Origin of the sequence: Paenibacillus tengchongensis, from assembly GCF_008973665.1 — a bacterium.
Classification (GTDB): Bacteria; Bacillota; Bacilli; order Paenibacillales; family Paenibacillaceae; genus Paenibacillus_AQ; species Paenibacillus_AQ tengchongensis.
Genome location: NZ_WACP01000005.1, coordinates 208,437 through 221,909, shown reverse-complemented (window position 1 = coordinate 221,909; position 13,473 = coordinate 208,437). Strand labels below are relative to the sequence as shown.

General features: G+C 55.2%; 15 protein-coding genes. 11 read left to right on the top strand and 4 right to left on the bottom strand.

Annotated elements, in window-relative coordinates; genetic code table 11:
* Positions 1–133 precede the first annotated feature (133 nt).
* The 11 genes from F1381_RS10730 to F1381_RS10680 all read left to right on the top strand — a co-directional run bounded on the left by F1381_RS10730 (position 134) and on the right by F1381_RS10680 (position 10,430).
* Positions 134–1,330 carry an MFS transporter gene (locus F1381_RS10730; RefSeq protein WP_151734841.1) on the top strand — a complete coding sequence of 399 codons (1,197 nt, stop codon included), beginning with the start codon at positions 134–136 and terminating at the stop codon, positions 1,328–1,330.
* A 163-nt stretch (positions 1,331–1,493) separates the two neighbouring features.
* Positions 1,494–2,123, top strand: a complete 630-nt coding sequence (locus F1381_RS10725) for an SGNH/GDSL hydrolase family protein (protein ID WP_151734840.1) — start codon at positions 1,494–1,496, stop codon at positions 2,121–2,123.
* A 167-nt stretch (positions 2,124–2,290) separates the two neighbouring features.
* Positions 2,291–3,253: a hypothetical protein gene (locus F1381_RS10720; RefSeq protein WP_151734839.1), complete on the top strand. Its 963-nt coding sequence runs from the start codon at positions 2,291–2,293 to the stop codon at positions 3,251–3,253.
* A 60-nt stretch (positions 3,254–3,313) separates the two neighbouring features.
* Positions 3,314–4,060 carry a type I methionyl aminopeptidase gene (gene map / locus F1381_RS10715; RefSeq protein WP_151734838.1) on the top strand — a complete coding sequence of 249 codons (747 nt, stop codon included), beginning with the start codon at positions 3,314–3,316 and terminating at the stop codon, positions 4,058–4,060.
* A gap of 41 nt (positions 4,061–4,101) precedes the next feature.
* On the top strand, positions 4,102–4,686 hold the full coding sequence (locus tag F1381_RS10710) for a DJ-1/PfpI family protein (RefSeq protein ID WP_151734837.1): 585 nt from the start codon (positions 4,102–4,104) through the stop codon (positions 4,684–4,686).
* Between the two features lie 76 nt (positions 4,687–4,762).
* Positions 4,763–5,212: an Rrf2 family transcriptional regulator gene (locus F1381_RS10705; protein ID WP_151734836.1), complete on the top strand. Its 450-nt coding sequence runs from the start codon at positions 4,763–4,765 to the stop codon at positions 5,210–5,212.
* Between the two features lie 351 nt (positions 5,213–5,563).
* Positions 5,564–5,941 (top strand): hypothetical protein, encoded by a 378-nt coding sequence (locus F1381_RS10700; protein WP_151734835.1) that lies wholly within the window; start codon positions 5,564–5,566, stop codon positions 5,939–5,941.
* 172 nt (positions 5,942–6,113) lie between these two features.
* Positions 6,114–6,983: a VOC family protein gene (locus tag F1381_RS10695; RefSeq protein ID WP_151734834.1), complete on the top strand. Its 870-nt coding sequence runs from the start codon at positions 6,114–6,116 to the stop codon at positions 6,981–6,983.
* Positions 6,984–7,060: 77 nt separating this feature from the next.
* Positions 7,061–7,696, top strand: a complete 636-nt coding sequence (locus F1381_RS10690) for an NAD(P)-dependent oxidoreductase (RefSeq protein WP_151734833.1) — start codon at positions 7,061–7,063, stop codon at positions 7,694–7,696.
* Between the two features lie 202 nt (positions 7,697–7,898).
* Positions 7,899–9,914 (top strand): Na+/H+ antiporter, encoded by a 2,016-nt coding sequence (locus F1381_RS10685; RefSeq protein ID WP_151734832.1) that lies wholly within the window; start codon positions 7,899–7,901, stop codon positions 9,912–9,914.
* 3 nt (positions 9,915–9,917) lie between these two features.
* On the top strand, positions 9,918–10,430 hold the full coding sequence (locus F1381_RS10680; protein ID WP_151734831.1) for a GNAT family N-acetyltransferase: 513 nt from the start codon (positions 9,918–9,920) through the stop codon (positions 10,428–10,430).
* Positions 10,431–10,551: 121 nt separating this feature from the next.
* On the opposite strand, the gene F1381_RS10675 is transcribed toward F1381_RS10680, so the two are convergent.
* From F1381_RS10675 to F1381_RS10660, 4 genes are all read right to left on the bottom strand, one after another.
* Complete coding sequence (locus F1381_RS10675; RefSeq protein ID WP_151734830.1) at positions 10,552–10,974, bottom strand: threonine/serine exporter family protein; 423 nt, start codon at positions 10,972–10,974, stop codon at positions 10,552–10,554.
* A 24-nt stretch (positions 10,975–10,998) separates the two neighbouring features.
* Positions 10,999–11,766 carry a threonine/serine exporter family protein gene (locus F1381_RS10670; RefSeq protein ID WP_151734829.1) on the bottom strand — a complete coding sequence of 256 codons (768 nt, stop codon included), beginning with the start codon at positions 11,764–11,766 and terminating at the stop codon, positions 10,999–11,001.
* Between the two features lie 111 nt (positions 11,767–11,877).
* Positions 11,878–12,462 (bottom strand): YitT family protein, encoded by a 585-nt coding sequence (locus tag F1381_RS10665; protein WP_343043398.1) that lies wholly within the window; start codon positions 12,460–12,462, stop codon positions 11,878–11,880.
* A gap of 111 nt (positions 12,463–12,573) precedes the next feature.
* On the bottom strand, positions 12,574–13,446 hold the full coding sequence (locus F1381_RS10660) for a helix-turn-helix transcriptional regulator (protein ID WP_151734828.1): 873 nt from the start codon (positions 13,444–13,446) through the stop codon (positions 12,574–12,576).
* Between the last annotated feature and the right edge of the window lie 27 nt (positions 13,447–13,473).

Sequence of the window (13,473 nt, the reverse complement as noted above, 5' to 3'; positions counted from 1 at the left end):
AAAGTCACTATTCGCACGATCGATAAGAAGGTATATAATTAAAAGGTACCAACTGTAAAATACTCAGTGGCATTCCATTGATTACAGGCGGCATGGTGCATAGTTTGTTTAACAGATGTGGAGGAACGCTGAAATGAATAAGCCGAAGCTTTGGACCCGGGATTTCATTGTTGTCATTGTGACTACCTTTTTTACCTTCTTATCGTTCTATCTGCTCATGACCTCAATGACAGTATATACGATTGAACAGTTTAAGGCCTCGCAGGGCCAGGCCGGGCTGGCCTCCACCACTTTTATTCTGGGCGGTCTGATCTCCAGGGTATTGGCGGGAAGATATATGGACCGGATCGGGCGCAAGAAGCTGATGTACAGCACACTCGCCTTATATTTGCTGGCAACGCTGCTGTACTACTCGGTGAACGGCCTGGCCTTTCTGTACATGATCCGGTTTGTTCACGGCATCGCCTTCGGGGCGGCCACCACAGCCCTTACTACAGCGGCGATGGACCTGATCCCGCGCGAGCGCAGAGGAGAAGGGACAAGCTATTTTTCACTGAGCACTACCCTGGCTACGGCTGTCGGGCCGTTCCTCGGTCTATTTATTACACAGCATTATGATTACGATGTAATATTTACCGCATGCTCCGTATTCTCTGTCCTCAGCATTCTGGTTGCCCTGCTTGGCCGGATCCCGGAAGCTGAGGAAGTGCGCCCGGTAAACAGGGGCTTCAAATGGAATGATTTTTTTGAAGTGAAGGCTGTTCCGGTCTCGTCCATTATTTTTCTGCTCGGTATCGCGTATTCGGGGATTTTATCGTATTTGAATTCCTTTGCCATCCATATCGGGCTAACGGAAGCCGCCAGTTTTTTCTTTGTGGTCTACGCGGTGGTCGTGCTGCTCTCGCGGCCGTTCACCGGCCGCCTGCTGGACACTAGGGGAGACAATGTGATTATGTATCCCGCGCTGGTCTTGTTCAGCATCGGTCTCGTTCTGCTTGGCGAAAGCCGCCACGGCTTGATGCTGCTGCTTGCCGGGGTGATTATCGGGCTCGGTTACGGCACCGTAATGTCTTCCGCCCAAGCCATCACCGCCAAGGTGTCTCCGCCGCACCGGATCGGGCTGGCCACTTCAACGTTCTTCTTCTCGGTGGATCTCGGCATTGGCGTCGGCCCGCTGATTGTCGGAATTCTTGTGCCCTATACCGGCTACCGCGGTATGTATTTGACGATGGCAGCCCTGGTGCTTGGGACCGTCGCCATCTATCACAAGGTTCACGGCAGACGCGAGAAGCAGTCTCCGATGGGCAAGGGGCGATATGATTGGATTTAAACCGCGCTATGCGCGGTTTTTTGAATTTAAGATAGACTGCCGGATTTCACAGCATTGCCCCACCCGGAAGCCGCATTTCACACTGTCCGTGCTGTCCTGATTTGGTATAATGTAGTATTGTAACGGGTATTATCTTATTTTGAAACATCGGGAGGGACATCGTATGCCATTCCAAGAGAATGATATCATTCTATTTCAGGGTGACAGCATTACAGACTGCGGCCGAAATTACGCCGATCCGGCTTCACTTGGCTCAGGCTATGCACTGATGGTTGCTGCACAGCTGGGTTTAAGATATCCGGAGAAGAAGCTGACCTTCTATAACCGGGGCATCAACGGCAACCGCGCAGTTGATCTGCAGAACCGCTGGGAGCGGGATTGCCTTGCTTTGCAGCCGGATTGGGTGTCCATTTATATCGGCATCAACGATACCTGGCGCAGGTATGATTCCGGCTATGAGACAGCAGTTGAGCAGTTTGAAGCCTCTTACCGCGATTTGGCGGAGCGCACGCTGCAGTCGCTGGGTGCAAAGCTGATCTTCGTGGAGCCGTTTGTACTGTCGGTACCGGAAGACCGCAAGCATTGGCGCGCTGATTTGGATCCGAAGATTCATGTCGTGCGAAGTCTTGCACGAGAATATGGCGCCGCACTTGTTCCGCTGGATGGATTGTTCGCCCAGGCTTCGGTCAAGGCAGAGCCGGCATTCTGGGCGGGCGACGGTGTCCATCCTTCTGCGGCCGGACATGCCCTGATAGCCAAAGCCTGGCTGAAAGCGGCAGGCGTTTTGATATAATCCATGCTATACAGGAATCTCGGATACATACCTCTGCATTCTGTGCAAGGAACCGATTCGTGTGTTTGCGGCGAGTCGGTTGTTTTTTTTAACGTGGCGAATTTGAAAAGTAGAATATAAGGACAGGAGGCGGGAACATCCGGCGCTTTCTAAGAGTTATACCTATATTGTTGCTGGTGGTAATGCTATCCGGCTGCGGACGATCGCTGGGAACCGTCAATGCCCGCTGGCTGAAGCAGGCTGAGCTGGTCTATCAGATGGAGGAAGGGCAGAAGGACAAGGCACCGTTTGAACGGAAAACCTTTACGGACCCCGCATTCTTGAAATTGCTGGCGGACGCCATGAATTCCAGCCGGGAAATCGGCGGCGAACTGGATTACGGTGTGGAATTCCGCATGATGCTGACCTACGGGGACGGCTATACGGAGAACTATATCCTTAACCTGGGCCAGGAAACGGGATATCAGGGGCTGCTTGTCGCTGAATCGAGCAGCTCCAAAGGGTACAGTATTTCTGTGAAAAAAGCGGACAGGCTGCGGGCATATGTCTACTCCGGCAGCGAAGCCGAAGAGCCGTCATCTGTGACCACTGACGGGCCGTTGACGATATCCCGTACGGACCTTTATCCGCTTACGGGCGAACGGGCATTCCTGAATCTGCAGCTCTGGAGCGGCAGCTACAGCGAGGATTGGACCAACCTGTCGCCGCTGGGCGGCAGACAATGGAGCGGAAAATTCAGACTTACGGTGGCCGGTGATGCAGGCAACACGTTAAGCAGTTATACTCTTGAAGGAGAGTCGGCGAAGGAGGAACTGAGCTTCGGCAGACTGTTCGATATTCAGTTCGGCGATTATAACGGCGATGAGTCCCCCGATTTTACAATCGGCCAGTACGCGTCGGGCAATGGATATGTCTATAAGATATTCACACTCAAGAATAATAAGGTGGAGGAGCTGACTATCCGCCAGCATCCCTGGCTGTTCCTCAGCGGCGGGGAAGAGCCGTACTCTATTAAGCTCAACGAAGTGCCAGGCGGATTCCAGGCAAGCCATTACGATAACTCGCTGGGCGGGACGCTTACGGAATCTTACCGCTGGACCGGAGAGTTATTTGAAAAGGCTGAGCGGTAGCACAACCCGGCAGCATATATATTCATAGCAAAGACTATTAACTTATGAGGATGTGAGGGTATGACAAGTAATAACGCAGAGGATTTGCAAGGGCTGAAGGCAGTCGGCCGTGTGGTGGGCCAAACCATCGCCGAGATGAAGCGTCAGGTTAAGCCGGGAATGACGACCGCCGAACTGGACCAGATCGGGGAGAAGATTCTGAAGGCGCACGGCGCGAAGTCCGCTCCGAAGGTAACGTATAATTTCCCGGGCTATACCTGCATCAGCATCAATGAGGAAGTGGCGCACGGCATTCCGGGCAAGCGGGTGATTCAGCCGGGGGATCTGATTAACATCGATGTGTCCGCCGAGCTGAACGGTTACTTTGGCGACGCAGGCGTATCGTTTCAGCTGCCGCCGTACAATGAAAAGCTCGTGCAGCTGTGCCGCAGCACAGAAGAGACGATGATGAGTGTTATCAACCATCTGCGCTCCGGGATGAAGGTCAGCGAGATCGGCCGGGTCATGGAGCTGGAGGCGGGCCGGCGCGGCTACAAAGTGGTGCGCAATTTGTGCAGCCACGGAATCGGCCGGGCGCTGCATGAACGGCCGTTCGAGATTCTGCCGTTCTATCATCCCCGTTCGACCGAAGTGCTGCAGGAGGGTCAAGTGATTACGGTGGAGCCTTTTCTCTCCACCGGTACCTCCTTTGTGGAACAGCAGGCGGACGGGTGGACGCTCAGCGTGGAGGATAACAGCCGTGTGGCGCAGTATGAGCACACGATCATCGTGACTAGCGGGGAACCGATTATTCTGACCAGTGCGTAAGTCCGTCTGCATATCCGTCGACATATAGGGAGAGAGGAACATTGAAAATCGCGTTGGTGCTTTTTGACGGAGTAACCTTTCTGGATTTTGCCGGCTTTTATGATGTGATTTACCGGCTAGGACAATTTCCCGCTGGACGGGGGCTGGAATGGGAGGTCTGCGGCACTAAAGAACAGGTGACGGATGAAATGGGGCTTACGGTCTGTATTGGCCGGGTGAAGCCGGATTTATCCCGGTATGATCTGGTTTTTGTGCCCGGAGGAATGGGGACCCGTAAGCTCCGCTGCAATGATGATTTCATCTCATGGCTGCGCGGGGCGGAGACTGTCCGCTATATAGTGTCGGTATGCACCGGTTCACTGCTCCTGGGAGCGGCGGGCTTCCTGGCGGGCCATAGTGCGACTACTCATCCGTCGGCTTATGAATTGCTGGAGCCCTATTGCAATGAGGTGGTCCAGACACGGATTGTGCATGACAGGAACGTGATTACGGGCGGCGGAGTGTCCACTTCCATTGATATGGGACTATATATGATCCGGCTGCTTGCCGGAGAAGAGGCGCTGCAAACGGTAAAGCGGCAAATTGATTACCCGTACGAGATTCAGGGTGTCTACGTAAACCGTTGACAAACGGATGAAATGTAACTATCATGGTTGCATTAATATACAGTCTGTACGAAGCAGCATCGAAGGAGAAACGGCCATGAACATCAGCACCCGGTTTGCGGTGGCGATTCATATTTTGACTTTAATCGACAGCAACAAGGACGGCAAAAGCACCTCGGAATGGATTGCCGCCAGCGTCAACACCAATCCGGTCGTCATCCGGCGGCTGACCGGCATGCTTCATAAAGCAGGACTGGTGGACGTCCGGCCCGGCGTGGCGGGAGCCAGACTGACCCGCAGCAGCTCCGATATTACGCTGCTCGACATTTATAGGGCAGTTAACGCGGTCGGGGAAGGCTCGCTGTTTGCGGTGCATGAGCATCCCAATCCGGCTTGTCCGGTCGGACGGAATATTGCGGGGGCCATTGTTCCTGTATTCTCCGCTGCCCAAACGGCGATGGAGGATGTGCTGAAAGGTGTCACCCTGGAGCAGGTTGCAGACACGATTCCGGCCCTTGACCAGGCGCAGGGAGCGGATTTTAGGTAAACTTAAGCTTACATTTATGTAATTTTAAGGTTCATGCTGTATAGTGAAGGTCTCCACCCCCAGTGGATACGTTTTATGGGCTTTGCCGTCCCCTCGGCAGAGCCCTTTGTGTGACCGGTTATCAATATCCGTTTCAGCGAACTTTTAGCTTTGCTTCATCATGTTTTAAGCTTAGGGCGTTATAGTAATTCCATAACCCCCTTACAATAGAATGGGACCCTGCCGGCATCCGGCAGGGTCATTTTTTTGCATATTTGCATTCAGAAGGCAGACCTGGAACCCTTTCTTTACACCATATTCCAGTAAGCGTACACTGGCATTAATAATAAATACATAAGGAGCGGTTAGCTAATGTTAAAAAATAACCCATTCATCGTTTTGGCGGCAAGTCTGATCTTGGGGGCTTCATTCATTGCGGGCTGCCGGATGCTCGGTTCTATGCAGTTGAATACACAGCAGCAGGAACCGGCCCGGCTTACTGCAGACAGCCCTCTGCTCACCTTGACCGAAGCGGCGATCCTGCTGCGCATCACCGAGGATCAGGTGCTAAATATTATGAAGGCTGAGAGCGCGATTCTCAGCAATAACGGCATCTTCACCGGTGAGAGATTGCCGTTTATCAAAGTGGATGACCAATTTCTGATTAACCGCGAATTATTGTTGAGCTGGGTTAATACGGCAACACTCGAAAAGAGGGTTTATATGGACAACAAAATGATTCATAAATAAGTCTGTGTCGCTTACTATTTTGTCATTGACGAACTTATTATTTGTAGCTATACTAAAGTTAGTTAAATTGTAACAGTGATAGTTACAGCTATGCGTAGAACCTGGGGATTATGTCCACACTAAGCGGGATACCGGTTCTATGCCGAACAGTAGAGAATCAGGAGGGATTGAGATGGAGGCCACAGCCATTTTGCACCAGGATACTGGAATCGGGAAGGTGCAGATTCGAGTAAGTGATTTGGAACGTTCGCTGAAATTCTACCAGGAGGTTATAGGATTGCAGCTGCTGCGGCGGCAAGGAAGCGAGGCGGAACTGACCGCGGACGGCGAACATCCGCTGCTGGTCCTGCGCGAGATTCCGCAAGCGAAGACGCTGCGGTCGAATTCGGCAGCCGGTCTGTACCATTTTGCCATTCTGGTTCCTGACCGTCCGAGCCTGGGCCTTGTGCTGCGCAATCTGATCGGGTCCGGCATTGAGATTGGCCAAGGTGATCATCTGGTCAGCGAAGCGCTTTACATTCAGGATCCGGACAATAACGGCATTGAGCTGTACCGTGACCGCCCCCGCGAGGGCTGGGAACATGATGCCCAGGGAAATGTGATCATGACGACCGATCCGGTGGATGTGGAAGGGCTGCTCGCGGCATCGGAAGGCTTGGCCTGGAACGGCCTGCCTGCCGGGACGGTCATCGGGCATGTTCATTTCCATGTCGGCGACCTGGCCGAAGCGGCTGCCTTCTATGTGGACGCCCTCGGCTTCCAGCCGACGACCCGCTTCGGTAATTCCGCCTTGTTCATCTCTGCAGGCGGCTATCATCATCATATGGGACTGAATATTTGGGCGGGACATGGTGCTCCGGCCGCACCTGCCGATGCGCCCGGCATCGATTACTTTACGCTTGTGCTGCCGGACCGGACCGAGCTTGAGGCGGCGGCGGAACGTATCCGGAATGCAGGCTACCGGGTGGAACGGGCGGAAGATAATGTTACCCTGTATGACCCGTGGAATATTGGAATTAAGCTGTCCGTTAAGAAGGATTGAACATACCGGAATAACAGGGAGATTAAGCAGGTGCCGGCAGGAAAACTGCGTTAACTATTCACTTAGGAGGAGATACAATGAGAATTGCAGTTATTGGAGCGGGCGGCAAGGCAGGCAGCGAGATTACAGCGGAGGCGCTGAACCGCGGGCATGAGGTTACGGCGGTCGTCCGCGATGCGGCCAAAGTGCAAGACAGCCGGGCGGCGGTGCTCGTTAAGGATATATTCGCCCTGACTCCGGCAGATCTGCAGGGATTCGACGCCGTGGTCAACGCGTTCGGCGCGCCGTTCGGCCAAGAGCATCTGCATGTGGATGCCGGAAATGTGCTGATTGAAGCGCTGAAGGATGCCCCGGATATCCGGCTGATTGTGGTCGGTGGAGCGGGCAGTCTGTATACCGACGAGAGCCATACGCTGAAGGTAGCGGAAGCGCCCGGTTTTCCAGATTTCGTGAAGCCAACGGCCTTAAATCAGGCCAAGAATCTGGAGATTCTGCAAAGTGCGCAGGGGCTTAACTGGACCTTTATCAGTCCATCCGCGAACTTTGCCGTCGGTGAGCGTAAGGGAGCGTATGCCACGGGCAAGGACCAGTTGCTGTTCAACTCGCAGGGCGAGAGCTACGTCAGTTATGCGGATTATGCCATTGCTGTTGTGGACGAAATAGAGCGCCCGCAGCATATCGGTGAACGCTTCACGGTAGTTTCGGAATCATGAACCGGATTCAACAGAACAAACGGAAGGCAAGCCGGAAATCCGGCCGGGCCTTCCGTTTGCTGTTTATCGCAGGGGCAATGGGCATGCTGTTCAACAATAGAGCGGTGTCTGCATGCAACAGCGGGGATTCGCCGGCTGCTTTGCTACCCTGCAGAGAATTGAGTTATAATTTTATGTAAAATACATTCGGGAGCTGAGAGGATTGGAGACATTTTTGGCCGTGCTGCTTATGCTGGTGTTAATCGCGGTATCCAATATCGTGCACCGGTTCATCCCGTTTGTACCGATTCCGCTGATTCAGATCGGACTTGGAATCATTGCGGCGCTGGTTCCGACGGGAATACATATGGAATTTGAGCCAGAGCTGTTCTTCTTGCTATTTATTGCGCCGCTGCTTTACAATGACGGGAAAAGAACGCCGCGCGACGAGCTCTGGAACTTAAGGGCGCCGATTCTGCTGCTGGCGCTGGGGCTGGTATTCGTGACTGTGCTGGTCGCAGGATATGCCATCCACTGGATGATACCTTCGATTCCGCTTGCCGCCGCTTTTGCACTTGCCGCCATTCTGTCGCCGACCGATGCCGTCGCGGTCAGCTCGCTGGCCGGTCGTGTGCATCTGCCGGGCAGCATCCACCGGATTCTGGAGGGCGAATCGCTGATGAACGATGCCTCCGGTCTGGTTGCCTTCAAGTTCGCTATTGCCGCAATGGTGACGGGAGTGTTCTCGCTGCCGAAGGCGACGCTGAGCTTTATTCTGATTGCCGCGGGAGGGCTTCTGCTGGGAGCTGTGCTGTCCTTTCTTCTGATCCGGTTAAGCGTAGTTATCCGCAGGCTCGGCATGGAAGACGTTACGGTGCATGTACTGCTGCAGATTCTGACGCCCTTTATCATCTATCTCGTCAGCGAAGAGATCGGCGTATCCGGGATTCTGGCTGTCGTGGCCGGAGGGATTGTCTACGCTGTGGAGAAGGACCGCGCGGTATCGCCGCAGTATAAGCTCCAGCTGGTATCGGCCAGCACCTGGTCGGTCTTGCTGTTTATCCTGAATGGGCTTGTATTCCTCATTCTCGGCGTATCGGTGCCTGACGTGGTGGAGGTCATTTATTATGATGAATCGATCAGCAACGGTACGGTCTTCGGTTATGTGCTGGCCATTACGGCATTGCTGATTGCCATCCGCTTCCTGTGGGTGTATGCCTATTCCTTCTTTGAGAGCCGCAGGCGGAAGGAGGAGCGTGCGGCGCTGAAGTCGCAGCTGATCACCTCCATCTCGGGGGTGCGCGGCGCGGTGACCCTGGCCGGGGCGTTCTCAATTCCGCTGTTCCTCGGCGACGGCTCGCCGTTCCCCGAACGCGACCTTATCATCGCTTTGGCGGCCGGGGTAATTCTGATGTCGCTGGTGATCGCCAGCGTCTTTCTGCCGCTCCTGACGGATAAAGCGGAAATGGCGGAGCCGGAATCGCGGAGCCAGGAGCTTGCCGCCCGGTCCGTGGTGATCGATGCAGGTATGAATATGCTGCGCGGACTTGTTGCCGATGCGCCGGGAGGCGGGACGCAGCCGGCGCTGCTGGAATTCACCGATAAGATTGACCGGCTGTGCGCGCCGAAGACGGAGAACGATATCGCCGCAGAACGCTTCCGCAAGCTGGGCGTAGAAGCCCGGCTCAACGGTCTGGAGGCGGAACGCACAGAGCTGCGGCGGCTCCTGGAAGAAGGGCGGATCGAGGCGCCGGTCGCAGTCAAGCTGGAGGAAATGCTGGATCACACCGAGGCGGTGCTCTGCCGGAGATTTGATACGCAGGTGAAGTTCTCGCTGACAGAACTGCAGCGGCTGTTCTCCGGGCTCTTCACCATCCGTTCCGGCGGAGAGCTGAGCAGTGAAGCCGTTCAGGCGGCCGAAAGCGCCCGCAAGGCCAAAATTGCAATGTGCCAGGCTGCTGCCTCTGCGGTTGGTTCCGGGATCAGGGAAGAGAACCGTCTGGCTGCGCAGCGTGTCATCGACAAGTACGAACGCCTGGAAACCCGGCTGCAGCAGGGTGAAGGCTGGAGCAAGGACGGGGTGGTCGACGACCGGAAGCTGGAGATGAAGCTGCAGGCAATCCAGGAGCAGCGGGACAAGGTCCAGCAGATGTACCAGGATGGCATTATTAATATGCGCATCGCCGGAAGGCTGCGCCGGTTCGTAGATCAGCTGGAAACATCGATTTGGGAGGATTAGAATATGGGGGAGACCGGAGCTTTAACACTGTCGTTTGTTGAAATCGGCGAAGAACATCTGCAGGAAACTGTAGACATCTACAACTACTATGTTTTGAACACTACTGTCTCGTTCCATACAGAGCCGCTGGAGCCGGCGGAGATGCGCCTGTCCGTACTTAGCGGGGACCTGCGGTTCAAATCTTATGCCATTATGCAGGAGAGAACGATGCTGGGCTATGTCCTGATCGCCAGACATAAGAATAAACAGGCTTACGATACTTCCGGTGAAATCAGCATCTACCTAAAGCCGGGGAGCGGCGGACACGGCATCGGCGGACAAGCGCTGGATTTCATTGAGCGGCAGGCCACCGGACTGGGCTTTCATACGCTGGTAGCGACTGTCTGCGCGGACAATGAGCCCAGCCGGCGGCTGTTCCTGCGGCACGGGTATGAGCAGAGTGCCCTGTTCAAAGAAATCGGCTGCAAATTCGGCGTCTGGCTCGATATCGTCAGTTATCAAAAAATTCTGGCATAACGCTTCCGGCTCCTGCCAGTGCGGAATGTGAAAAGCCCGGCCGCAGAGAGGATTTATCCTCCGCGGCCGGGCTTTTGTTAGTGTACACGGGTGTTTCCTTCCCGTGTCCGTGTCCTGGATGCTACCGTGCTTTCCGCCGGAACATCTGCCCCAGAACTTCACTGAGCACGAGCCCGGTGGCGATCGCTCCTGACAGCAGGAGGGCCTCCACCGCATATTGAATCGCCTGGTTGTTGTCGTTCTCCACGAAATTGCGCATGGCATCGTAGGCCAGACCGCCCGGAACCAGCGGAATGATACCGCCGACACTGAAAATGATAACCGGCATCTTGAAGGAACGGGCGAAGATTTGGCTGATGACGCCGACGACAACGGTAGCGGCAAAAGTGGAGATCACAATGCCCCACTCGCCCTCAAGTTCCCAATACAGCACCCAGCCGATCATGCCGGCGATGCCGCATTGGAACAGCGCCTGCCGCGGTGCATTGAAGAGAATGCAGAAGGCCGCTGCAGCGAAAAAGCTGATGATGAGTTGCAGTATCATGAAGGGTTGACCTCTTTCACTTGATTATAAAATCGACAGCACAAGCCCGATGCCTGTCCCGATGGCAAAGGCGGTCAGAAAAGCGTCTGCGCCCTTGGACAGGCCGGATACGAGATGCCCGGCCATCAGATCGCGGACGGCGTTCGTGATGAGCAGTCCCGGAACGAGCGGCATGACCGATCCGATAATGATCTTGTCCATCTCGCGGCCGATCCCGAACTTGACGGCCAGAAATGCAGTAAGGCCGATCAGGAACGAAGCGCTGAACTCGGCGAAGAACCGGATCTGTACCAGCCGGTGCAGATAACCTGCGACCGCGAAGCCGAGGCCGGAGACGAAGAGCGCCGGCAAGCCATCCCATAGGCTGCCCTTGAACATCACGGTGAAGCAGGCGCCCGTCACGGCTGCTGCGAGGATCTGCAGCCATGCCGGGTAGGCATGGGCGGCATCGTCCACCCGGCCGAGGCGCTCCCGGGCATCGGCCATGCTGATCTGGCGTTCGCTCAGGCGGCGCGAAATGTCGTTCACCTCCGACACCTTCTGCAAATCGGTAGTCCGCTCGGCGATCCGGAACAGCTTCACCGGCTCGGTCCGGCTGGTCGTGAACATGATAACGGTCGGCGTCACATAGCTGTGCGCCCCCGGAAAACCGAGCGCCGCCGCCATACGTGACATCGTGTCCTCTACCCGGTACGTTTCCGCGCCGCTCTGCAGCATAATTTTGCCGGCCAGCAGGCAGAGATCCGTAATGTCATGCGCGGAAGTGTTGCTGTTGTTGCTTGGGCTATCCAACTTCGATTGATCCTCCCCTGGAATGTCATATATCCGATTGTCGCCGCAAAGCCGGAAAATTGCAAGGCCTGTACCCGCCGATTAGCTTACATTTCCAGCGTAAGACGCACATCATTCATTCAGCGTGAGCAGGCCGGTCGCCACCCCACCCGAAAAGATCGTCAGCAGCGAGTGCAGAAAGGTTTCTTTGGATATCAGCAAACCACCCGTCCCGATAATCACAGCGTCCGTCAGGAATATAATGAGGCCGACATTCAGCGGCACATACCGTTTGATGAGCTTGGCCAGCAGATCCGTTCCTCCCGTACTGGCTTTGAAGCGCAGCATCAGCCCGAGGCCGGTCCCCATGAGAAAACCGCCGATAATGGCACTGGAGACCGAACCCAGCTCGATGTAGTACAAAAAGTAAAATTGCAGGGGAGAGAGCAGCTCGATCAGAGCGGAGGAGGCGATAAGCCCCAGCACACTGCTGTAAAAAAGCCCGCGCTCTTTGTACCAGGCAATCAGGAACACCGGCAGGCTGCAGAGCAGAACGGCAAGCCCGATGCTTGTGCCGGATAAATAATTGATAATAAGGGCGATTCCGATGATTCCGCCGTCAAGGATTTTATAAGGCACCAGTAAAAAATTGGTCGCGGCCGCAATCAGCAGACTGCCTGCCAGAATAATGACCAGCTTCATTAATGAACGCAACATCGCCATCTCTCCACGTAAAAGGCATGTCTTATGTCTATGCGCGTGGGTGGGCGTAAATAGCCGCGAAGCAAAAAATTACCGTTTTCCCGTGACGCAAAGGTAGTTCGCCTTCTACCGTAAATACCGCTTGCGGAACCGCAGCGGAGAAAGCCCGACCTTGTGTGTGAAACGGCGCGAGAAATACGCTATGCTCTCAAAGCCGGTACGTTCAGCCACCGCAGCCACGGGAAGCTCTGTCTTAAGCAGCAGCAGCTTGGCCTGCTCCAGGCGGTAATCCGTCAAATATTCCATCGGCGTCAAGCCGTAGACGCGCTTCATACAGCGGGCCAGGTAGTTGTAGTGAAAATGCAACTCCTCCGCCAGAACAAGGTTCGTGAGCGGGTCTGCGTAATGCTCGCGGATATAGGCTTCAGTCCGCTCGGCGATTTCTGCAGCATGGTTGCTGCTCTCGTCCTGGCGGGCCAGATCCAGCATCTGCAGCATCTCCTCGAAGAGACGCTGCTGCCGCCAGACCGCGCTGGAGCGCAGCTCCCGGCTGAGCTCGGTAAGCTGCCGTGCCTGGCCACTGCCCGCAAGCAGACCAGGCAGCAGGCCATACTGCGGCATGCGGATGGTATAGGGATAGGTATGGAAGCTGCGCAGGTGGCGTTCCCGCTCGGCATACACGGGCCCGCCGGACGATTGTCCCCACTCGCCGACCGTCTGGAAGTGAATCCAGATGAAGGAGGTGGTTGCTTCGCAGGGCTTGACCGGGTAATGATGCCGGTCCGGCAGCAGCAGCAGCGTACTGCCGGCCGAAGCCGCCCAGCTCTGCTCATCCTCGCCGATGAACAGACAGCCCTCTTCAACGAGCAGAAGGTCAAAGATACCGAGCCGGCTGCGGCTCGGATGCTGTTCCCCCGGCTCGTATACCGTCCGTCCGGCCTCCAGAAAGTAAGGGAACGGTGGAACGGCAAAGTGGATATAGGTAGGATTTTGGGCCATAGTCGGCTCCTTTCAGGCAGCGGGATA